This window comes from Paenibacillus sp. 7516, assembly GCF_002272715.1.
Taxonomy (GTDB): domain Bacteria; phylum Bacillota; class Bacilli; order Paenibacillales; family Paenibacillaceae; genus Paenibacillus; species Paenibacillus illinoisensis_A.
The window spans coordinates 63,444-87,009 of the sequence record NZ_NPBI01000039.1 but is presented as its reverse complement, the minus strand read 5'-3'; the positions used below and the strand labels follow the sequence as shown (position 1 = coordinate 87,009).

Annotated in this window: 17 protein-coding genes; 13 read left to right on the top strand and 4 right to left on the bottom strand. The window is 47.6% G+C overall.

The genetic code is table 11. The annotated features are described in order from the left end of the window. Window positions 1-59 precede the first annotated feature (59 nt). On the bottom strand, window positions 60-1,163 hold the full coding sequence (proB, locus tag CHI14_RS26175; RefSeq protein WP_095292763.1) for a glutamate 5-kinase: 1,104 nt from the start codon (window positions 1,161-1,163) through the stop codon (window positions 60-62). 358 nt (window positions 1,164-1,521) lie between these two features. Then, entirely contained in the window at window positions 1,522-2,730 is a 1,209-nt protein-coding gene (locus CHI14_RS26170; RefSeq protein WP_095292760.1) for a pyridoxal phosphate-dependent aminotransferase, read from the bottom strand. 253 nt (window positions 2,731-2,983) lie between these two features. On the opposite strand from CHI14_RS26170, the gene CHI14_RS26165 reads away from it, so the two are divergent. The 4 genes from CHI14_RS26165 to CHI14_RS26150 all read left to right on the top strand — a co-directional run bounded on the left by CHI14_RS26165 (window position 2,984) and on the right by CHI14_RS26150 (window position 7,025). Continuing rightward, entirely contained in the window at window positions 2,984-4,006 is a 1,023-nt protein-coding gene (locus CHI14_RS26165) for an ABC transporter substrate-binding protein (protein ID WP_249281246.1), read from the top strand. Between the two features lie 189 nt (window positions 4,007-4,195). Next, a complete protein-coding gene (locus tag CHI14_RS26160) occupies window positions 4,196-5,830 on the top strand; it encodes an AraC family transcriptional regulator (protein WP_095292756.1) in 1,635 nt (544 codons plus the stop codon). Window positions 5,831-5,931: 101 nt separating this feature from the next. Beyond that, window positions 5,932-6,753 carry a carbon-nitrogen family hydrolase gene (locus CHI14_RS26155; RefSeq protein WP_095292753.1) on the top strand — a complete coding sequence of 274 codons (822 nt, stop codon included), beginning with the start codon at window positions 5,932-5,934 and terminating at the stop codon, window positions 6,751-6,753. Window positions 6,754-6,839: 86 nt separating this feature from the next. Continuing rightward, window positions 6,840-7,025 carry a hypothetical protein gene (locus CHI14_RS26150; protein ID WP_095292751.1) on the top strand — a complete coding sequence of 62 codons (186 nt, stop codon included), beginning with the start codon at window positions 6,840-6,842 and terminating at the stop codon, window positions 7,023-7,025. A 193-nt stretch (window positions 7,026-7,218) separates the two neighbouring features. On the opposite strand, the gene CHI14_RS26145 is transcribed toward CHI14_RS26150, so the two are convergent. Then, window positions 7,219-8,163, bottom strand: a complete 945-nt coding sequence (locus CHI14_RS26145) for a LysR family transcriptional regulator (RefSeq protein ID WP_095292748.1) — start codon at window positions 8,161-8,163, stop codon at window positions 7,219-7,221. Between the two features lie 339 nt (window positions 8,164-8,502). On the opposite strand from CHI14_RS26145, the gene leuC reads away from it, so the two are divergent. Together leuC and leuD are read left to right on the top strand one after the other, a co-directional pair. Beyond that, entirely contained in the window at window positions 8,503-9,924 is a 1,422-nt protein-coding gene (gene leuC, locus CHI14_RS26140; protein ID WP_095292745.1) for a 3-isopropylmalate dehydratase large subunit, read from the top strand. 31 nt (window positions 9,925-9,955) lie between these two features. After that, the gene (gene leuD / locus CHI14_RS26135; protein WP_095292742.1) at window positions 9,956-10,558 is read left to right on the top strand and encodes a 3-isopropylmalate dehydratase small subunit; all 603 of its coding nucleotides are present in this window, start codon (window positions 9,956-9,958) and stop codon (window positions 10,556-10,558) included. A 138-nt stretch (window positions 10,559-10,696) separates the two neighbouring features. Here leuD and CHI14_RS30575 read toward each other — a convergent pair whose 3' ends face one another. Then, window positions 10,697-11,266 (bottom strand): hypothetical protein, encoded by a 570-nt coding sequence (locus CHI14_RS30575; RefSeq protein ID WP_249281245.1) that lies wholly within the window; start codon window positions 11,264-11,266, stop codon window positions 10,697-10,699. A 332-nt stretch (window positions 11,267-11,598) separates the two neighbouring features. Here CHI14_RS30575 and CHI14_RS26125 point away from each other — a divergent pair, with 332 nt between their 5' ends. From CHI14_RS26125 to CHI14_RS26095, 7 genes are all read left to right on the top strand, one after another. After that, window positions 11,599-13,005, top strand: a complete 1,407-nt coding sequence (locus CHI14_RS26125) for an N-acetylmuramoyl-L-alanine amidase family protein (RefSeq protein ID WP_095292740.1) — start codon at window positions 11,599-11,601, stop codon at window positions 13,003-13,005. A gap of 257 nt (window positions 13,006-13,262) precedes the next feature. Next, a complete protein-coding gene (locus tag CHI14_RS26120) occupies window positions 13,263-14,672 on the top strand; it encodes an N-acetylmuramoyl-L-alanine amidase family protein (RefSeq protein ID WP_095292738.1) in 1,410 nt (469 codons plus the stop codon). A 34-nt stretch (window positions 14,673-14,706) separates the two neighbouring features. Further along, the gene (locus CHI14_RS26115; RefSeq protein WP_095292736.1) at window positions 14,707-15,411 is read left to right on the top strand and encodes a GerMN domain-containing protein; all 705 of its coding nucleotides are present in this window, start codon (window positions 14,707-14,709) and stop codon (window positions 15,409-15,411) included. Between the two features lie 72 nt (window positions 15,412-15,483). Continuing rightward, window positions 15,484-18,222, top strand: coding sequence for an S-layer homology domain-containing protein (locus CHI14_RS26110; RefSeq protein ID WP_095292733.1), 2,739 nt, complete (start codon window positions 15,484-15,486; stop codon window positions 18,220-18,222). 162 nt (window positions 18,223-18,384) lie between these two features. Further along, window positions 18,385-19,080, top strand: a complete 696-nt coding sequence (gene nth / locus CHI14_RS26105; protein ID WP_095292730.1) for an endonuclease III — start codon at window positions 18,385-18,387, stop codon at window positions 19,078-19,080. 23 nt (window positions 19,081-19,103) lie between these two features. Then, on the top strand, window positions 19,104-19,376 hold the full coding sequence (locus CHI14_RS26100; RefSeq protein ID WP_095292936.1) for an NAD/NADP transhydrogenase alpha subunit: 273 nt from the start codon (window positions 19,104-19,106) through the stop codon (window positions 19,374-19,376). Window positions 19,377-19,692: 316 nt separating this feature from the next. After that, complete coding sequence (locus CHI14_RS26095) at window positions 19,693-23,367, top strand: dynamin family protein (RefSeq protein WP_095292726.1); 3,675 nt, start codon at window positions 19,693-19,695, stop codon at window positions 23,365-23,367. Window positions 23,368-23,566 lie beyond the last annotated feature (199 nt).

Below are 23,566 nucleotides of genomic sequence, written 5' to 3'. Positions count from 1 at the left end.
TGAAATTCCTCCTTTATTTATGCAAGTCCATGTCTCTAACCTATACATACAATTACTTATTATTTTAACGTAATCCATTCGTCTCGATGGATGACCTCAAGCCGGTGGATGGCATTCAGTGTCTTCATGACTTCTCCACTTGGCAAACCTGCGATAAGGCGAAGCTGATCATCATCATAATTGACAATGCCTCGGCCAAGTAGTGTTTCGTCCATACCTATGACCTCGACAACGTCTCCTGCATGAAATGTGCCAAGCACACTTTTGACGCCTACAGGCAGCAAACTATGACCGCCGTGAACAAGAGCTTCTTCGGCACCAGCATCCACGACAACCGTACCGAGAGGTGTTGACATGAAGCCTAACCATTGTTTCTTGCGCGATAGTGCGGCCAGACGAGTTTCGAAATAAGTCCCCTTGCCGCAGCCCTCCACCGCGTTTTGCAAGTCGCCGGGTTCCTTGACGCTGCCCACAAAGACAGGGACGCCTCCGCGTGTTGCCACTTTGGCTGCATCGACCTTGGACCGCATGCCACCTGTACCGACCGATGAACCTGAACCTCCGGCATACGCATAGATTTCTTCTGTAATGTCAGGAATTCGATCATAACGTACAGCACTCGGATCCTTGCGGGGATCTGCCGTATAGAGTCCGTTGGTATCCGTGAGAATAACAAGATGCTGGGCTTTCACCAAATTGGCAACGAGCGCAGAGAGCAGATCGTTATCCCCGAATTTCAACTCGTCTACTGAAACCGTATCATTTTCGTTGAAAATGGGAATAACGCGTTGTCTGAGCAGCTCTTCCACGGTCATGCCTGCATTTCCCATCCGTTTCCGACTGTGAAAATCGGTTCTGGTTAGCAAAATTTGTGCTGTAGTAACGCGGTGCGCTGCAAAAGCCTGTTGATATGCCTGCATCAACAATGCCTGACCTACTGCCGCAGCCGCTTGCTTCTCATGCAGCATTTTGGGACGCTGAGGGTAACCAATTTCACGGAATCCGGCAGCAACGGCTCCGGAAGTGACCAGGAGAACTTCATGGCCCTGTTCATAGAGCGAAGCGATCTCACTGGCGTAAAATGATATGGAACTGCGGTCAAGGCCGCCTTCCTCGGTGGTAAGCGAACTGCTCCCAATCTTGACTACTATTCGTGAAGACATGCTTTCACTTCCTTAAACATAATGAATGAGATACCAATGGAGCGTTATCCAGGTACAAAAAAAACTCCCGTCCTTTGTTGTAAAAAGGACGAAAGTTTGTTACTTCCGCGGTACCACCTTTATTGATGATTGCATCATCCGGCTCTCGCCCTGTAACAGAAGGCACTGTCCTGCATAAACAGGCCGCTCAGGGGTAGGTTTCGGAGAGAAGCCGCGGTAAATTCTTGCAGCCCGGTGGAATTTACTCTCTGGGCGCGGCTTGTTCTCTCGTACTGGTCCCGTCATCACGTTTCGTTCGATATTTGTTAATAACATACCATGGAAACTTGGCAGATGCAAAGGGGTATACTGCCTTTCATTACTTAAACAAGTTCAGCTTGCCAATCCTTCTGGCAGCTTCCTCCAATCGCTTCTCGTCACTCAGCAAACCTGCGCGGACATAGCCTTCTCCATGTGTACCAAACCCGATACCCGGTGCCACAGCGACTTTGGCTTCCCGAAGCAGTAAATCTGCAAATTCGGCTGAGGTAAACCCGGAAGGAACAGGCAGCCAGCTGAAGAAAGAACCCCCGGGCTTCGAAGCCTGCCATCCGATGGAGGAAAGTGCTTCATATAATGCATTACGGCGGGATTCATACCGCGCAACCAGATCGGTAACACATTGTTGGGAGGAAGTCAGGGCAGCAGCTGCCGCTGCCTGAATGCCGCCAAATAGGCTAACATAAATGTGATCCTGGAGCAGATTGATTTTGGAGATAATCTCCGCATTACCAAGGGCGAAGCCTACCCGCCAGCCTGCCATATTGTAGGTTTTGGATAATGTATAGAACTCAATTCCGACTTCCTTGGCGCCAGGCGCCTGCAGGAAACTGACCGGACGATGTCCGTCAAACCCAATCGCACCATAAGCGAAGTCACTGGCAACGACAATCTTGTTCCGGATGGCGAATTCCACGGTATCTTCATAGAATGACAGCGGGGCAGTCGCGGATGTTGGATTGTTGGGATAGTTTAAATACATCAGCTTGGCCTTATCGCGAACTTCATCCGAGATTGCCTCGTAATTAGGAAGGAATGCATTCGACTCCAAAAGAGGCATAAAGGACATTTGCGCTTTGGCAAGAGCCACCCCGGACCAGTAATCCGGATAACCCGGATCAGGAACGAGACATACATCCCCGGGATTAAGCAGCACTTGCGGCAGCTGTACAAGCCCCGTTTTCCCACCAAACAAAATGGCAACTTCAGTCTCCGGATCCAGGTCAACGTTGTAATCTTCTTTATAACGTTTGGCGATGGCTTCCTTCAGGAAGGCATGTCCACTGAAAGGTGAATATTTATGATAAAGCGGATTTTCTGCAGACTCCTGCAATGTTTTTACGATATGCGGTGGTGTAGGAGTGTCCGGGTTCCCCTGACCAAGATTAATCACGTCGTGACCACTTGCAATTTCACGGTTAACATTTTGCACGAGTGTTGCAAAAAATTGCGTTGGCAGCTGTGTCATGACGTCTGAGGTAGGTATATCAAAGGCGGAACGACCCGAATTTTGCTGTAGATTACTCATTAATTTCATCACTCCGGTTCATAAAAATGGGAATAGTATTCATTAATTTATCACGCTAATCCCGAGCTGTATAGAGGGGATAAGTGATTTGAGGTTTTTTTGTCTACCGTGCAAATGGGTTTTTGTACAAAACCGAATGGACCAGATTCGTGTTTGTCCATTGTCGAAGAAGATGCTTTATCTTATGATCATTTACGATAATGATAATCAATATCATTGAGAGAACGCTTATCTATCTAGGGGGAAAGAAAAAATGAAACAAAACGGCTTTCGTGTGATGAGCACGACATTCATGATTGCAGCGTTATCCGTACTGCTGCTTGCTTGCGGCAATTCGTCCACTAACGGTTCAGGTGACGGAGAGACAACTGCTGCGGCAACATCCAATGACTCGCAGGCAGCTGCAGAGAACACCGAGCAAGAAGAGGTCGCAGAGGCAGACAACACGAGTGTAACAAAAATAGTTAAAGACTGGACCGGGCACGAAGTGGAAGTTCCGACCCATCCGCAGCGTGTCATTTACCACGGCGAGGTTACCGGGGATCTATTGGCTCTCGGGGTAGTTCCTGTAGGTATTCTTAAAAATGAAGGTACGGTATTCGATGATCAGGTGGCAGACGCAGAAGATGTTGGTTTTCCAATCAGTGTTGAAAAGTCTCTATCACTCAATCCTGACCTGATCATTTTCTCGAATGATGATGAAACGCAATATGAGCAGATTTCAAAAGTTGCTCCGACGGTGACGTTCAACTCCTTCTGGCCACTCGAAGAACGGATGCGATTCTTGGGAGATTTGCTCGACAAAAAACAGGAGGCGGAAGAATGGCTGACCGCTCATGCCAAGGCAACAGAGGAAATGTGGGATCAGCTGCGTGCAAATGGGTTGAAGGAAGACGAAAGTGCATCGGTATTTACCATGTATCCAGGTAATCGATTGTTCGTGATGGCGGGTGCAGGATTGCCCCAGCTGCTCTACGGACCTGGCGGTATGAAGCCAACCCCTGAAATCCAAAAGGTACTGGATGAAGAAGTAGGATTTGTTGAAATATCACAGGAAAAAATGGCAGAGTTCGCTGGAGACCGCATATTTATTTTGAATGCAGTAGATCAAGGGGCACAGCAATCAACGGAAGAATTGATGAATAGTGTGGTGTGGAATAATCTGCCTGCGGTCAAGGAGGGCAAGGTTTATCGATTTGATATCGTCAAAGCATCGAGCGATGCTACATCAAGAGAGTGGCTTCTGCAAGAATTGCCGAAACAGATGATTCAATAAAAGACCATTTCTTATCCTGAACAGGGCCTTCAACGTAACGTTGAGGGCTCTTATTAAAGTTTTTGATCGTGTATAAGTGTCTTCTGTATATATGCTGGAATAATGAGGCTTTACGGCGTATAATCAGAATACATTAATGATAACCATTCTCATTCAGAGTAAGTATGAGGTGAAACGGAAGTGCAACAAATGATCGCAAACGGTAATCCCCTATTTTTCTCCGCATTCCTGTTCCGCTACGTTCATATCGGTCGTCATATCGAACCTTCTGAACAGGTTATGCTTGAAGTCAGCTGTGATCGGCATGTGCTGCTGTTCTGTGAACAGGGCGAAGGCCGTATATATATCGGATCAGAGTTATACCCATTCATCTCCGGCAAGATATACCCCATGGCTCCAGGAGAGAATTATCAGTTGGAGCATAACCGTTCGGATGACATGAAATATACAGTGCTTCAATTCGATGCCGTGCACATGTTAACAGGGGATCCGGAACTTTACACACGTTCTTTATTTGAAGAAAGGGACCAGATGAACGACTTTTCACCCGGCGCGTTATTCGGCATGCTGGATTTGTTGAAATCGGCTACCCTCTATCAAACGGATGCGGAATATAGCCGGTTAAATGTACATTTTCAAAAATTGATGGAACTAGTGGTGTCCCGCTATACTCTGCCCAAAACAGAACAAAGCCCGGATGTCAGAGTACAGAGCACAATTCAATACGTGGACGAGCATTACGCTCAGGATATAAGTGTACAGAAGTTAGCGCGGCTCGCGAATCTTCGACCAGCTCAATTTACAGCTTTGTTTAGGCAAATTACAGGCCGTAAGCCTCTTGAATACGTGAACCATGTACGCATTGAACAGGCGAAGGAATGGCTGTCCCTTTCCGATGAACCTCTGCGCGATATTGCGGGTCGTGTAGGTTTCCGGGATGAGTACTATTTCAGCAGACGCTTCAGGCAGCACACCGGACTGGCTCCCCGGCAATATGATCGATCTCTTCAACGACATACGCTTGTTCAAGATTGGGCTGGACATGAAGTAAACATTCCTGGACATCCTGAGCGGATTCTATTCTATGGAGATTCGGCAGGGGACTTACTTGCGTTAGGGCTCCCCGTGCTTGATGGCAAAGCGTATGATGTTTTACCTTCCATTGATTTGGAATGGACCGTGCAGAAGCAGCCGGATCTGATTTTGTTGGATAGCACGAATGAACAGTTATACCAGCGGCTTTCCCGTATTGCCCCTACTTTGATATACAATTCCCATGCGAGCCTGGAAAAGCGCATTTGCAAAGTGGGAAGCTGGTTTGGCATGGAGCTGGATGCAGAGACATGGATAGGATCGTATCACAGGAGAACCGAGGAGATGTGGAGCAGCATAAAACCATGGATTCAGCTTGGCGAAACGGCTTCGGTGCTTGTGCATCATCGAGGTGTCCGCTTGTTTGTCATGGGCAATATCGGACTGGCTCCGTTTCTGTATCACCCTCAGGGGTTTACGCCTGTAAGCAAAGTGCAGGAAGCTCTAGCTGCCGGGAGGGCCTACAAGGAGATTTCAACAGAGTCGATAAGCCAGTATGCGGGGGACCATATTTTTGTCATGCTGCCAGAGAGCGATGCGGCCAGGGCAGCAACGGAGAAGCTGTTTGAAAGTGATGAGTGGAAGGAGCTGCCCGCCGTTAAAAATGGAAAAGTCTACACGTTGGATGAGCAGGTGTGGAATATGGGAGACGCCTTATCGTACAGCCGATTGCAGAGCCTGTTCCCTGAATTGCTGAAACGAACTACCCCATCCTCTATAATCGTTAACTAGCAGCGATTGAAGTCATAAATAAGGTTGATCAAAACGTTGTTGCAGGCTTCGCGCGGATCAAGCTATGATAACAGGTATTACAGTTCGGAGGAGTGCACGTCATGACAAAACAACAATTGGGGGAAATGCGTGTTGCCCTAATTCAGGGTGACATTCAGCTTGGTAATCCTGAGGCCAATCATAAACATATGCAGACTCTGCTTGAGCAAGCAGTGGAACAATACCCGGATCTGGGGCTGGCCGTGCTGCCGGAAATGTGGAATACAGGTTACGCTTTGGAACAAATCCATGAGCTCGCTGACCCGGAAGGGCAAAAATCACGGGAGTGGTTATCGGCATTTGCCGAGAAGCATCAGATTTCAATTGTCGGTGGATCCATAGCAGAGAAACGAAATGGACAAATTTTTAATACCATGTATGCCTACAATAGGGAAGGTAAGCAGGTTACACGTTATGACAAATTGCATCTATTCCGTCTGATGAATGAGGAGAAATATTTGCAGCCTGGAGCTGATCCTGAAATTTTCGAACTGGAGAACGGTCTGACAGCGGGGGCGTCCATCTGTTATGATATCCGTTTTCCAGAACTAGCCCGTACGCTTGCATTGAATGGGGCCAGAGCATTGATCGTACCTGCAGAATGGCCGAATCCACGTTTGCACCACTGGCGCACACTGCTGACAGCACGAGCGATTGAAAATCAGATGTATGTGATTGCATGCAACCGAGTCGGTAAAGGGGGAGACACCGAATTTTTCGGACACTCTCTCATTATTGATCCTTGGGGCGAAATTGTGGCTGAGGGCGGAGAAGGGGAAGAGATCGTGACTGGACTTATTCGTCCTTCCCTTGTAGATGAAGTGCGGGGACGCATTCCGGTTTTTGAAGACCGTAGACCTGGTATTTATTTTGGTGCAAAATAATCAAAAGAATAATTCCAGTAAAGTGTTTATTCTTCCAGGAGGCGGGTAATGATAACTATCCCGTCACCAAGGAGGATGATCAATCAATGGACAACCATGTGAAAGATACGCTCAGGAGACTGGAACAGGAAAACACAAGGGAAGATCACTTGAGGCCATTCTTAGAGAATGGTGCAGGAGGGCTATCACCGCCTGAACAAGCCGTTCAGGATGAAGGCCGACTGGTCAATCAACAGAATAGGCTGACGAGTGAACGTAATTTGCGAAAATAACCAACAAGACATGACTATCTCTTATGTACGTTTCTACGTTAACTTTAGATCATGATATCAGCAACATTGTGATGTAACGATGCACTGCGATTTCATGCAAGAGCTTGATCCTGCTTATGCGGGAGAAGAGTATAGAACAAAGGCTTGGCCCATGTGGGTCAAGCCTTTGTTTATTTTGTTACCTTTGAAATGATTAATTTACAGAGGCAGGATTCTCATAGTCTCCTTCGGAAAGCTTGGCAACCGTCTGTTTAAATGTCTCAATAAAAGCTTCTGCCGCTTTGGACAGTACACGTCCCTGACGGTAAGCGACCACGAGAGTACGACTTGGGACAGGTTCAGCAAGTGGTACATAGACAGGCACAAACTCACTGCGTGGTGCCCTGGCTATAAAGCGTGGAACAAGGGTAATGCCCATGCCTGTAGCTACAAGGGATTGCACGGTTTCTATGTTATTGCTCTCAAATACGACACTCGGATTGAATCCAGCCTGCTCGCACAGATCAAAGGTCAGCTTGCGGAAGCCTTGTCCTTTTTTCAATACAACAAAAGACTCGTCCCGAAGCTCCTCCATATGCACAGGGATGGGATGATCCGGATTCCCCCTGACGGCAAGGGGGTGATGAGGCGGTACGGCCAGATCGATTCGCTCTTCGCCGATGGCAACGTATGACAGGCTTGGTTCCTGCAAGGGTAAGGAGAGCAGGCTGAGATCAGCTTTGCCGCTGGCTGTCAGTTTCTCCAGCGTTAGACCAGCGTCTTCAAGCAGCGTAACTTCGATATCCGGATACGCTTGCTGATAAGCGGGGAGTACGTGCGGCAGAAGGTGGGAACCGGTGATTGGCATGCTGCCCACAACGACTTTACCTTTGCGCAGCTGGGAGATATCTGACATTTCCTGTCTGAGCAATTCCACAGCATCCACGATTTTTTGGGCTTGCTCCACAAAGGTGACCCCAGCATGTGTCAACTCCACCGTGCTGGTATTACGCTGAAAGAGCAGAACGCCAAGCTCTTTCTCAAGTTTAGACAATTGCTGACTGAGTGAAGGCTGAGCAATATGAAGTTTCTCTGCCGCCCGGGAGAAATTCCGTTCTGCAGCAATCTGCAGCGTATATTGAAGTTGTCTGAATTCCATAAGCACTTGTCATTCCTTTCGTTATGTCACCATTATATCATCATGGATAAATAAATCATTTTTCTATAATGAATATAGATAAAAAGCATTGACACTCGTGGTGAAGCAACGTAGTATAAGCAGTATATGATAATGATAATTGTTATCAATTAAGAGCCGCTGTGGATACAGTGGTTTATTGTCGTTTAACTCATTATAGGTCAAACCTATTACAGCTATAGATATTATATCTTGGAACAATGAAGGACAGGGTGATATATTTATGTCATTCAAGAGCTTCACGGTTTAGACAAACACAGAGGCTCTTCCAAGGACCGAACTTATGATGAGGTGAAAATGATGAGTAAAAAAACGATGTTTGAGAAAATTTGGGAAAATCACGTAATTCATCAGGAAGAAGGAAAACCGAGCATTCTGTATATCGATCTCCACCTTGTACACGAGGTAACTTCTCCACAGGCATTTGAAGGTCTGCGTTTGTCGGGACGCAAGGTACGTCGCCCTGAATTAACATTTGCTACAATGGATCACAACGTTCCTACCAAGGATCGTTTCAATATTACAGATCCAATTTCCAAGCAACAAATTGATACACTCTCTCAAAACTGCCGTGACTTTGGCGTAAAACTGTATGATCTGGATACGATCGACCAAGGTGTTGTACACGTTATGGGACCAGAGCTCGGTCTGACTCACCCGGGTAAAACCATTGTTTGCGGTGACAGCCATACGTCCACACACGGTGCATTTGGTGCACTGGCATTCGGAATTGGAACCAGTGAAGTAGAGCATGTCATGGCTACTCAATGTTTGCAGCAAGCAAAAGCAAAAACCATGGAGGTTCGCTTCGTCGGGAAGCGTAATCCGGGCGTAACAGCAAAAGACATGATCCTCGCAGTGATTGCCAAATATGGCACAGACTTTGCAACAGGTTATGTTATTGAGTATACGGGCGAATCGATCCGTGAACTCAGCATGGAAGAGCGGATGACCGTATGCAACATGTCTATCGAAGGTGGAGCAAGAGCAGGTATGATCGCTCCGGATGAAACGACATTTGAGTATCTGCGTGGACGTGAATATGTTCCTGCTGGTGCGAAGTTTGATGAAGCTGTTGCAGTTTGGAAAGAGCTTGTTACAGACGAGGGTGCAGAGTTTGATCGTGTAGTAGAGATCGATGTGGAGTCCCTGATTCCGCAAGTAACTTGGGGTACCAGCCCGGGTATGGGAACGGATATTTCATCCAAAGTGCCTGTTCCGGCAGAACTGCCAACTGAAAATGAACGTAAAGCAGCTGAAAAGGCGCTTGAATATATGGGTCTTACACCTGGAACACCGATTTCTGAAATTCCGGTAGACTATGTATTTATCGGTTCTTGTACGAATGGACGGATTGAGGATCTGCGTGCGGCAGCCAAGGTTGCCAAAGGCCATACCGTGTCCAGCAATGTTACAGCAATCGTGGTTCCTGGCTCAGGCCGTGTTAAAATTCAAGCCGAAAAAGAAGGTTTGGACAAAATCTTCACGGAAGCAGGATTTGAATGGCGTGATGCAGGATGCAGCATGTGTCTTGCGATGAATCCGGATGTATTGAAACCAGGACAACGTTGTGCATCGACATCCAACCGTAACTTTGAAGGACGTCAAGGACGCGGAGGACGTACCCACCTGGTATCTCCGGCAATGGCTGCAGCAGCAGCGGTTAAAGGTCACTTCGTTGACGTACGTGACTGGAATTTCAAAACGGAAGCAGTTATCTAACAGGTAACGGACAGAAGGGAGAACGGATCACATGGAAGAATTTAAAACACTGCAAGGCATCGTGGCACCGGTAGACCGGGTCAATGTAGATACAGACGCGATCATTCCAAAACAATTTTTGAAGCGGATTGAACGTACCGGATTTGGACAATTTTTGTTCTACGAATGGCGTTTCGATGAAGAGGGGAATAACAATCCTTCCTTCGAAATGAACAAATCCCGTTATGAAGGAGCATCCATTCTGATTTCCCGTGCAAACTTCGGCTGCGGCTCATCCCGTGAGCATGCACCTTGGGCAATTATGGACTATGGATTCCGTTGTGTCATCGCACCATCTTTTGCAGATATCTTCTATAACAACTGCTTCAAAAACGGCATCCTGCCAATTAAATTGTCTGAAGAGCAAGTAGAAGATCTGTTCCAGCGTACAGCTGCTCATGAAGGCTATGAACTGAATGTTAATCTGGAAAACAAAACGATTACCGATGCACACGGACTGCATATCGATTTTGATCTGGATGAGCACCGTCGTCAATTCTTGCTGCAAGGTCTGGACGATATCGGTCTGACATTGCAACATGATGATGAGATTACAGCGTATGAGCAGCGTCATGCCGCGAAACTGTTTGGATAATATCTGACATATCGAATAAAAAATAGCTTCTGCTTCTCCGTTGGGACGTTGTTCCGATCAGAGACAGAAGCTTTTTCTATTATTCAGTGCTGATTAATTTTGCTGCCTTGTAAGATTTTCACGTTTAAATCAAGTGATTTATACGTAAAATTCCTGATTGTTTTTTGCTGAATACTTCAATATGTAATCCCCGCCATTTTTTAAATCTCTTGATGCGATTGTGATCTTGGTATAGTCCAGTCGCGTCTCTCGGAGCACACGCTTAACTGCTTGAATTCCAAGTGTCTCGTCCATTACAAAGCAGTAAATATTCAAAGCGTACTGGGGGACTGGATTTGCCGTTTGGCCCATATCATGTCCATCTACAATGCCGAGCCCTTTCCAACCTAGCTCACTTGTCAGTGCCTCACTGGCTTTATCCTTGAGCCATAGATCACGTTTGCTGCCTGTCAGACTCTTCATCGGATATTGAATAATCAGCATGTAACCATCGTCTTCAGTAACTTGTCTGTAACCTTGGTCTGAGTAGCGATTAAGAAAACTAATCTTGAATTCGTCCTTATCGCTAAACAAGGCTGGAAAATCCATTCTGGTCGTTGTACCAACCGTACCGACTTCGCCGATATGCTCCACAACCTGATCCTCTTCGAGCCAGTATTCTGCGTAGAGCAGCTTGCCATTGGATGCCTGTTTATACAAAGTGATCACTGGTTTCCCTCCTATGAATAAAATGACTTTCATTCTTTCTTTACGTTACAAAGTAGATTGGACAATTGGCTATGTATGAAGATCTTCTGAAGGTGCCTCATAAAATATAATAGCATCAATGGATGATATCTTTGACAAGATATTCAATTCGTGTTGACTAAAAAGAGGATATTTCTCCAAATTGATTTCTTTTTTCATCTTGGTTCCGACTAAATATGACAACGTTGTAACCGGATGAAAAGCCATTATCTGATAAACTGATTAGTATATTATGGAAGGTTACATAGAGGACAATACGTAGGTACAGAACACAACAGAATGGTGGATGATCTATGAAGAAATGGTCGGCTGCAGTCGTTATCTTTCTGTTCATGTGTTTATTTCCTATCGCAGCCCAAGCAGGCGTCGTGCCCTCAATTGTTCTTGATGGAGTAACCCTTGATCAGCGATCAGGTGCACCAGCAGAAAATGTCGGAAATGCCGTGATGGTCCCAATCCGCATTGTTTCAGAGAACCTCGGTTATCAGGTGAAGTGGGAAAAGGAAACCAAGTCTGTTCTGGTTCAAAATGGGAGCCGCAGTATAGCAATGATGGCCGGTAAAGATACAGCAACAGTCAATGGAAGGCCTGTAAAACTGGATTCCCCACCTTTGGTCAAACAAGGAACGACGCTGGTCCCCTTGCGCTTCGTCGGAGAAGGCATGGGGCTTGAAGTAGGATGGGACAATGGAACCAAGACAGTCAGCCTACGCACCGCACCGCCAATGGCAGAACAAGATGAAGAGGATGAGGCTACCACAACTCCTTCTCCTAGCTTGAATGCCGAGCTTCAGAGTATCAGTTTCAGCAGTAATCGATTGATGATAACGACAAGTGGAGAAGTCAATCCGAAGCTGTCCACTCTCGGTGCACCGGATCGGATTATTGTGGATATGCCTGAAACCACGTTCTCTGAGTCTTTTATCCAAGGACAGGACTTCAGTTCGGATGGCAGTGGCAGCATTGTCGTGACAGATTCCACTGTGGTATCCAAGGTGCGATACGCCATGTTCAGCCATTCACCATCCACGGTTCGTATTGTGTTTGATCTGAAACAATCCGCTACGGCTAAGTGGTCGCTTGGAGATAACCATGTGCTGCTCGTTGATCTGACAGCAAGTAATGGGGAGTCTGCCAGTCAACCTGCCTTACCAACGGATGACGGCAAAAAAATAGTGATTATTGATCCCGGGCACGGGGGGAGGCAGTCGGGAGCAGTAAGTATTTCCGGAAAGTATGAGAAGGACTTTAATCTTGCAGTGAGTTTGAAAGTACAAGCACTGCTGCAGAAGCATGAAGATATTCAAACGGTGATTACGCGTCAGGATGATACTGAACTTTCCTTGCAGCAGAGAGTCGAGATGGCAGAACTTAATCAGGCGGACATATTCATATCCATTCACGGGAACAAATTTACGACTCCTGATCCGAACGGAATAGAAACGCTCTATAGTCGGATAGAGAGCAAAACGCTGGCCGATGTGCTTCATACACATATAATGCCAGCTGCAGGCCTCAAGGATCGTGGTGTGAAAATGGTCAGCCTGCATGTAACTCGTGAAACGTCCATGCCAGCAGTTCTGCTTGAGCTAGGTTTTATGAGTAATCCAACAGATGAAGCACTCATGCTCACAGAAGATTATCAGGACCGGTGTGCAGAAGCAATTGTAGATGGAATTGTAGAATTTTTAGGGCTTTAAGTCCGATTATTCGTAAATACGCAGTTTAGGATAGCTCGTTGTTTTCAGATGTTTAATTGATAAAAAAGGAAATAAAAAGACATTAAAATGTAGAAAAAGCTTGATTTGACAACGTTTTTTTTCTGTTATGTTGGAATATATTCGCAACTTTTGAGAGTACGGGGCGTCTAATAGGTGTCTGGTAATGCCCACGTGGTCAGTCGGAGCTGTAAGTCACAACATGCGGCGAAAAAATATGAGAATGGTAGGGGTGAAGGATGAAGAAGTTCGGTTTTTTGGTACTGTTATTTGTCTTTGGGCTCGTTTTCCCGGGCTATAGTCATGCAGCTGTGGATACGAAAATTATCCTAGACGGGAAAGAAATTGTGCAGCCATCGGATGCCAAAGCGGAAATCATCAATAGCAAAGTGATGGTGCCGATTCGGGTTATTTCCGAGAGTCTGGGGTATGGTGTGGAATGGAAGCAAAGTACAAGCACCGTGACGATAAGCAAAGACAACACTGCCATGCAGATGATTGTAGGACAGAAGACGGCAACGGTGAACGGCAGTAACGTGAACCTGGATGCCCCGCCACTCGTAAAAAATGGTACGACTCTTGTGCCACTCCGATTTATCGGTGAACAAATGGGTCTTAAGGTGGGTTGGAACAACACTACGAAGACAGTAACATTAGTTACCCAGAATTCAGGTTCCGGAAACGGGACAACAACTCCTCCGAACTCCGGCAATAATGGCGGGAGTACGAATGAGGAAGGTCTTGTACTGGTGAACGGCATCAGCTTCAGTGACAACCGCTTCTTTATTGCAACCAGCGGAGAAACGAAGCCGAACGTCTTCACGATGACAGGACCGGATCGGATTGTTATTGACTTACCTAATACAGCATTTGCTGATTCTTTCAGTGAGGGACAAGCTCTTGACAGCAACCAGAATGGACAGCTTGTAGTCAGCGGTTATCCCGATGTCTCCAAGATTCGTTATTCGTTATACAGCAACAGCCCTTCTACTGTTCGTTTTGTCATTGACCTTTCCAGTGCCAAAGGTTATGACGTTCAAAACGATTCGGGTTTGATTATGGTTGATCTGAACAAGCAAGGCTCGACACCTACTCCTCCAGTTGGAGATAATGGCAAGAAAGTTGTCGTCATTGATGCAGGACACGGGGATCATGATCCTGGAGCAATTGGTGTTACCGGTAAACGGGAAAAGGATTTCAACTTGGCAATGGCTTTGAAAGTGGAAGCACTGCTGAAAAAAGAGTCTAAAATTGACGTTGTGTTAACCCGCAGCGATGATACTTTTCTTGCTTTGAGTGAACGTGTGAAAATTGCCGAAAAGGTAAACGCGGATATTTTCATTTCCATTCATGCCAATAGTGGACCTGCTGCTGCGAACGGTGTAGAAACCTTCTATACTCGATCCACGAGTAAGGAATTGGCTACCATCATGCACAAATATCTTCTGCAATCTTCGGGATTAAAGGATCGTGGCGTGAAAACGGCAAGCCTCCATGTTACCCGTGAAACAACAATGCCAGCTGTTCTGCTGGAGGGCGGTTTCCTGAGCAATAAGAGTGATGAAGCAGCTCTGTTCACTGAAAGTTTCCAAAACAGTGTTGCCAAGGGTATTGTTGCAGGAATCAAGGAGTATCTGGGAATTAAATAAGGGTTTACCCTTATGATCAGGAGGCGGAGTTAGAATGAACAAAAAAATATGGATTGCAGCACTGCTGGTAACGGTTATGGCAGTTGCTGCCGGATGCGGAAGCAAGCCAACAGCAGCTCCTGCTCCAAGTCAGACTCAAGGGGCAGGTACGGAAGTTAGTGTCCCTGAGGATCAAAATGATGAGAATGAGACAAATGATACGGAAATTACTGATCCTGTAACTGTGGAAACAGAAGGTACGACATCTACACCGGATTCAACACCTTCCAGCTCAGGTTCGGAAGGAACAACTTCTTCGGGAGGAACTTCTACGGATTCGAGCAGCACTTCACAGCAGGGTACAGAGCAAAAAACGATCAAGGTGTTTTATACCGATCCGGAAGAGCTGGATCTGCATGAAGCCACTGCAAGTATCTCCTACGCAGCAGATGATGATAAATACAAGGAAGCATTTGCGGCTTTGCAACAAACGTCTGATGACAAACTTGTTCCACTGTGGGCCAAAGATATTGAATTGAAGTCCGTAAAATTTGATGCAGGTGCACTTACATTGGACATTCATATGCCTGATACTGCACGTCTTGGTGCAGGTGGAGAAGCATATGCAATTGATGCCTTGAAGAAAACATTCTTCCAGTTTGATGAAGTCAAATCGCTTGATTTGCTGGTGGACGGGCAGCAATCTGAGAGCTTGATGGGCCATGTCGATCTTGAGCATCCAATGACAAGATCCGAATAGTTCCGCTGCAGCATGTTGTTTTACCGTTTTCCAATGGATATCGACCGTTTTACATGAGAGGGGAAATCATAGGTGACTTTTAAATATAACAATCCATCACACTCTAAAAAAGTAGTATCAGCCGTGCTTGCAGGCATGATGGCCCTTAGCGCTGGCGGAGCTGCTATGGCAGCCGAATCAACAGAAGCGGAGCAGAGCCAGACTGCGGCTGTAAGCAATACGACTGCACCTGCAGGTTTGTTCAGTGATATCAAGGTTGGATACTGGGCTGAGAAGCATGTATATAAGCTGGCAAACCAAGGTATCCTTCTCGGTAACAATGGTCTGTTCCGTCCTGGAGATGCGGTAACACAACAGGAAGCTGTAACTATGGCGATCCGTTTTATGAACCAGGAAGGCCAGTTGAACGACAGCACGGCTACGGCATTACCGACAAATATGGAAGTGGGGAATTATTTCAAGCCATATGTGGCTTTGGCGCTTCAACTGGGACTGATTGATAAAACGGAAGAAGCTACAGCAGACGTATCTAAAACAACATGGGGACAAAAGCCTGCATCGCGTGAGTGGATTACCAAGCTGCTGATTCGTTCGTTGAACAAAGAGGCTGAAGCGAAGGCTCAGAACAGTCAGTCCACTGGCTTCGCCGATGATGCAAGCATCTCCACAGATGGCAAAGGTTACGTCAATCTGGCAGTGAGCCTGGAGCTTGCCAAAGGTGTGGAAGGTAACAAATTTAATCCAACCGGATCGGTAACCAGAGCCCAATTAGCGACTTTCTTCAGCAGAGGAGAAGCGTTAACAGATACAGCTTATCCGAACACGTACACGGGTTATGTAACTGGATTAAAAGATGGTCAGATCAGCCTGCTGGTTGATGGTAAAGTAACAAACTTTACGGTGAACAGCAGCACTCCATATTTTACAAAAGATAGTGAGACACGTGCGACAGAACCCAATGTTCAGCTCTATACCAAAGTACAAGTGGTTGGATCTGCTGGTAATGCAGCTTATGTGGAAGTAATCGATGCGACGCCGCAGGTGGAGAGCGTCGAAGGTACATTTGCGCGTTCGTTGTCGGGCAATAAAATTGGGATCTTTGTTGGCGAGAACTATGAAACCTACGGGTACGATGAAGCAACGGCATTTATCGACCAGAACGGGAATGCTATCAAGTTGGCTGATATTACAGCAGACAGCATTATTGAAGTACAGCGCGAAACCTTCTCCGCAGACAAAAAGACTGTGGCAATCCGCGTGAAGTCCGGCATTGTCAACAAAAGTGATAGCGGTGTGATTGCGGAAGTGAGCACAACCGGGAAAACGATCAAGTTCACGAATGCAGCAGGAACCACAGAGCAGTTTACGTATGGTGATAACCTGATCATTCGTTATCAGGATCGAATTCTGTCTTTGGCTGAGCTTAAAGCAGGCAGTACCGTGAAATACACGGTGAAGGACAGTGTTCTGCAAACCATCGAATTGTCTCAGGGTGTAGAGCAGTCTGTGCGTGGCACCTTGGTGGAGATCGGTGGCAATCAGTCAACATTGACGTTTAAACGTGAAGGTGGCTCTCTTGAGGCAAAACTGCTGGCCGAAAATCCGGAGGTAGTGATCAACGGAATCCAGGATGCATCATTGTCAGATCTGATTACGGATGCAACGAATGGTGACCAGGTTGAACTGACGCTGAATGGGGAAGATCGTGTAACACGAATTCAGGTTATTGGACGTCAGATGGAACCGATGAACGGAGCTTCTGTAGTTTCCTACAACAGCAAAACCAAAGTGTTGACTGTGCTGGATAGCAACAAAAAACCATTTGTATTTACGCTGGATGACAAAACGAAACTGGACTACAATTCAACCAAGCCTACGCTTGCTGGATTGGAATCCTTATTGAACGAAGGACGCAAACTCGATCTGACGTATGTGGGAACCAGAGCGTTGTCCGTAAAAGTCATTTACAAATACGAAGGTACGCTTAGCGGCATGGATACGAATAAAAAAACAATCAGCTTATTGTCTGGTAATCAAACCATCACGGTTCCTTATTCTACCGTTCCGGCAATTGAGATCTACAACAAGTCTGGAGCAAGTCTAAGTGACCTGAAGATTGGTGATAAAGTAACCGTTACGCTTGGTTCCAATCAAGATTACGTACAAAAAGTGTCATTGAACACCGTGGCACAATTTGAAGTCGTATCTGTAGAGACCAATGGTCGTGTTCGTGTAAAATCGGACTCACTGACAAGCCAGTTTTACGTGGATCAGACTGTTTTGACAGGTGAAAGTGGACAAAGTATTACAGCTTCTCAACTGACTGCTGGCAATCTGATTAACGTCACTTTCGAAGGAACGACTCCTAAAGCGGTTCAGGTCGTGAAACGGACTTTGGCAGAAGTGACATCTGTTGATGCGACTTCGGTAACGCTGAAGTTGTTTAATGGACAGAGCGAAACCGTACCTGTTAGCGGTGCTGTAAAAGTAATCAAGTCCGGATCTACATTAACCACTTTAAATAGCCTTACGGTGGGTGACCGTGTCGAAATGACCAAGGATACGGATAATTCCACTCGCTTCAGAGTGATGACCATTATGAGTAAGCAGTTCTGGTCTTATGATGCAGTTGGTAACCAAATCCTGGTTAAACGTGAGTCCACTTCAGACACGAATTACCGTTTTGCACTTGGTACAGGCGTATTTGTTCACCAGGGTGACAACACTTTAAGCGTGCAATCTCTCAAAGATAATGATAATATTGTATTGTATCTCCTGAATAACGTTGTCATGGAGATCCAAAAACAGTAATCGTATTTTTCGAGGATCAAAAGAATGACCGTCTTGATGCGGGATCTTTCCCCCATCAGGACGTTTTTTTTGCAAGCTTTTTGGCGTCCCCGCAGAGCTCTCGAAATAAGCTTGAAAGTAAGTCTCCACACGGTGTGGTGATTTTGTGGGAGGTAGCTCTTCATGAATGCAGCGACGGTTAGGCACATACTCGATACGATGGAAGCGATGTTCCCTGATGCACATTGCGAATTAAATCACAGCAATGCGTTTGAATTGACTGTAGCTGTCCTGTTGTCTGCCCAGTGTACCGATGAAACGGTAAACAAGGTGACAGCAGACTTGTTCCAAAAGTACACCAGTCCAGCCGACTATCTGGCAGTTCCACTCGAAGAGTTGGAACAGGACATCCGGCGTATTGGCTTGTACCGGAACAAGGCCAAGCATATTCAGAACATGTGCCGTATTTTAATAGAGCAGTATGGCGGTGATGTACCGCAGGAACATGATCAGCTTGTGACGCTGCCAGGTGTAGGGCGGAAGACCGCGAATGTGGTTGTTTCCAATGCATTTGGTGTACCGGCCATTGCGGTGGATACGCATGTTGAACGTGTATCCAAACGGCTCGGGCTGGCAGGCTGGGACGACTCCGTACTTGAAGTCGAGAAAAAACTGATGAAGCGCGTACCCCGGGATGAGTGGACTATAACTCACCACCGGATTATTTTCTTTGGACGCTACCATTGCAAGGCGCAAAATCCCGGGTGTCATATTTGTCCATTGCTGGACGTATGCCGGGAAGGGAAAAAGCGTATGAAAACGTCCCAAATCAGGAAAGATAAGGAACGTGCTACAACCCCAAAACGAAAAATAAATTAATGACCAGAAGAGGATGAGTAATGATGAAATGCATTTCCGTGTACACTGACAATTTTGAGGCCTTCTCCGATATTTTTGAACAAATCGTTGAACAGGAAATGGCTGAGAACGAAGAGAAAGAAGTCGAAGGCATCACAGTAAGCCACTCTGGCGACGTGCCTGAGCACTATTTGGAGCGTATGTCTACCAAACCGGAAGTTGTGGTTATGAGAGACAAAGGAAGAGACATCACGATTTTGCAGCATGGCCAAGTATTTGAAATTTTGCTGCCTTCCCTGGAGAATGCTGTTTCCTAATTCTCCTGGTCAATGCAAGACATGTTGCATCAATGCTGGCGTTGAACTTATCACATAAGTTCATGCGGGCATTGAATGCAGCATACATAGCTACGCACAGTGAACATCATTGTGTAATCAATAGAACCATAACTCAGATAAAACCGACAGATCGGTTTTATTTTTTTTAGCAAAAATGATGTTTTCTTCTGCATCGCTTAGCTTCAAATGAGTGTAAACCGTTCAAATTCGGTTCGTCTAATGTTAAAATACATTTATTATGAGATAAAGGCATGATGCAGATGCCAATTAAGAGGAGCCAGGGGGAAGGCCAGACATGACCAGAACAGATTACCCAGTAGAATTGGCTGAACCACTGCTTTCGCTGCGCAAGGCAATGGAGCAAACAGGAGACCATACTGCTGTACATGCGTTAACAGATCTGATGTGCAAGGCAGAGATGAAGCAATTGACGATCGCGTTTTGTGGACACTTCTCTGCAGGAAAATCAAGTTTGATCAATAGTTTATGTGGGAAACGGGTGCTGCCATCAAGCCCTGTTCCGACAAGTGCCAATGTGGTGTCCATTCGTAATGGCGCGCCGCGAGCGCTGATTTATACGGCGACTAACGAAAGCGCTGACAATCAGGAAGTACTCGCAGATCCGCTTGAGGTCTCTCCTGAACAACTGGAAGAGTACTGCAAGAATGGTGGTGCATATCGTTCCATTGAAGTATGGGATGACATCCCTTTACTGGCAGATGACGCTGTGCTGCTGGATACGCCAGGTGTGGACTCGACTGACCGGGGACATGGCTTGGCAACACATTCGGCGCTTCACCTTGCTGATGTGGTCTTTTATGTGATGGATTATAACCATGTTCAGTCTGAGAGCAATTTGTCTTTCGCCAAAAGCCTGTCGGATTGGGGGAAGCCGTTGTTCCTCATAGTGAATCAGATTGATAAGCATAGGGAACGGGAGCTAGCGTTTGACGAGTATGTGAAAGGTGTAGAGGCCATTTTTGACGCGTGGGAAGTCAGATATGACGGGCTCTTGTTCACTTCGCTTCGTGATAAGGCTCATCGTTATAACCAATGGAAGGTGCTCCCTGATTTGATTCAACATATGTTGAACGAGAAGGAAGCACTCATTCGTCATAGCCTTGCAAGTTCGGCCAGTCATATCACCGAGCAGCACTTAATCAGACAGGCTGAACAGCGTGAGGACGAAGAGGCAGCTCTGCTGGAGGAAATCGGAGGACAGGAAGGCAATGAGCGACTTGAACGAGAGCTGGATAAGTTAAATGCTGAAGAAGACGAACTTCGTGCAAGGCCCTCTCGGGAGCGTGAGAAGTTCCGGGGGGAGCTGGAGTCCCTGTTATCGAATGCCAACCTCACTCCTGCAGATATCCGTACTTCGGCCGCAGCCTATCTTGAGAGCCGGAAACCTGGGTTTCGGGTAGGATTGCTCTTCTCAGGTGGGAAGACCGAGCAGGAAAAGCAGCGCCGTGCTGCTGAGCTCGTTAAAATGCTGCAGGATCAAACTTCGGGTCAAGTGGAAGTGCATATTCGCACTATGCTTCGGAAGCTGGGAGAAGCTCATCAGCTATGGAGCCCGGACTGGGAACAGGCATTGAATACTGAACTGCCTGTTCTGGATGAAGCACTATTGGAGATGAAACGGAGCGCCGGCGCAGAGGTTTCTCCCGAGTATGTGCTTCAATTCAGCAAGGAGGTGCGGGGCGAGATTGAGGCCCGCTACCGCAGATCGGCCATGATGCTGGTCGACCGGATGCTTGAGGCGCTGGGCGCGCAGGGCGAAGCCGCGCTTCAGGCGCTGGACGCCAGCCGCGCAGCGGTGCTGGCGCAATCCGCGGCGGCGGCGCGCTATACGGCGCTGCAGCGCACCGCCGCCGCCGAGGCAGCAGGGCTGCGCAGCCTGCTGCCTCCTGCGGGCCCTCTCCCCTCCGGGCTGTTGCCGGAGGTGCAGGGCCCGCATGTGCCCGCGCAAGAGCCGAGCGAAGCTCACGGCTCTGACCCGGGCACATCCGTGTCTGTGGCTGCGCAGCCACAGACGGAAGCGCCGCCGCGCAAAGCTGCGGCGCACATGCAGCCGGCGGCTGGCGCACAGCGCCGCCGGCGCCTGGACGCAGCTGCGGCACGGCTGGAAGCCGCTGCTGCGCTGGTAGAGCCGTACCCCGCCATGGGGTCGGCGGTACGGGATCTGCGTGCACGGGCGGCTTCGCTTGCGGGCGGCACGTTTACCCTGGCGCTGTTCGGAGCTTTCAGCGCAGGCAAATCCTCCTTCGCCAACGCGTTGCTGGGCGAAGCTGTACTCCCCGTATCGCCGCATCCAACGACAGCAGCAATTAACCGGATCATGGCTCCAGCGGGTGGCGCGGAGCATGGAACGGCCCGGGTCCGAATGAAGACCCTGGCTGCGTTTCAGGAAGATCTGGCCTATTCCTTCCGTTTGCTCGGATTGGGCGAACCGGGAGCGGATTGGCAGAAACGGGTGCAATCCTTATCGCCACAAGATGTACATCCCGCAGGACGGCCGCACTACAGCTTCCTGCAGGCGGCAGCTGCAGGCTGGGATGACACGATGGATCAGCTTGGTCAAGATGTTCAGGTAGACCTTAACGGATACCGGAATTTTGTGGCCAATGAACGGAAATCCTGCTTTGTCGACAGCATTGATCTATACTACAGCTGTGACGTTACGGAACAAGGCATTGTGCTGGTTGACACACCTGGGGCCGATTCGGTGAATGCCCGTCATACGGGTGTTACATTCAATTATATGAAGAATGCGGATGCGCTTATCTTTGTAACCTACTACAACCATGCTTTCTCCCAGGGGGATCGACAGTTTCTCAACCAATTGGGACGGGTGAAAGACAGCTCGGCCATGGACCAGATGTTCTTTGTGGTGAATGCCAGTGACTTGTCATCATCCGAAGAAGAACTTGAACAGGTACTGGAGCATGTCAGTACTCAGCTGCGAACCAATGGGATTCGGGCCCCGCGATTATTTCCGGTTTCCAGCCTGCTTGCCATGGAAGGCAAAAGCACGGGAGATGCGGATATGCTTGAGCAATCGGGTTTCCTTCGTTTTGAGGAAGAGTTTAATCGGTTCGCTGGCACAGAACTTGCTGACCTTGCCGTTGGAGGTGCTGCCGAAGAGCTGTCGAGGGTTATCCAGCGGTTAGATCAGCGTGCCCACGATGCAGTTCAGGGTGAAGAAGTGCTGCAGCAGCGGAGGCAGGAACTGCATGCCGTCATGGATCAGTCTCTCGTACGAATCCAAACCCTTGCCGAGCGCTCCATGAGAGAAGAGCTTGCTCAGGAGACGGCTGAATTGCTCTTTCATGTCAGACAGCGGCTGGGATATCGACTGGGTCTCTTTATGGCAGAAGCGTTCCATCCTTCCGTTCTGCGGGAAGGTCGCGGTAATCTAAAAGGTGCATTTGCAGCATGCGGACGTGAACTGCTGCGTATGATCGCTGTAGAGCTGGAACAGGAATTGCTTGCGACGACACTCCGACTGGAGCAGGCAGGGAAGAGCTGGTTAATGAGGCAGATCGATGATTGCGTTCAGGAACTTAAAGAGCGATCAGGCGGAATGGATCTTTCGCTTGCTTTTAATGAGAACTGGAGTACACCTGTGCTCGAGGAGATCCGGCTGGAGGAACCGTCAGGATGGAAAACGTATCTCAGTTACTTCCGCAACCCGAAGCAATTCTTTGAAGGTGAGGGGAGACAACGACTCCAGGAAGCGCTCGATCCGGTCATCAAACAAATGGTGGCTGGCGCTCTTCCTGCTGCACAGGAAAAACTGGTCCAGTTCTATGATGCCCAACTGCACCAGTCGTTGCAGCATCAAGCCAGCCAGTTGGAAGATCGACTGAAAGAAGCTGTTGCCGCATTGAATGAGACACTGACAAGTGGCGTTCCGGCAGAGGAATGGCATAGTCTTTTAGCACAAGTGCAGCAATTCGTACACGAATAAGTATACACGCAGAGTGTATGCATATGTATCTGCAAAAAGGCTCCTGACCGACCAGGTCATACAGGGAGCCTTTTTTTGTCCGAACAACCTGAAACAAAGAGAATATTCAAACATTTGATTGATAGGTGGTCTTTTATTCCTGTTAATGACGCAATAAGGAGAAAGTAGCCTGAATATGGTCAGTTATTCGCTTTGCCGC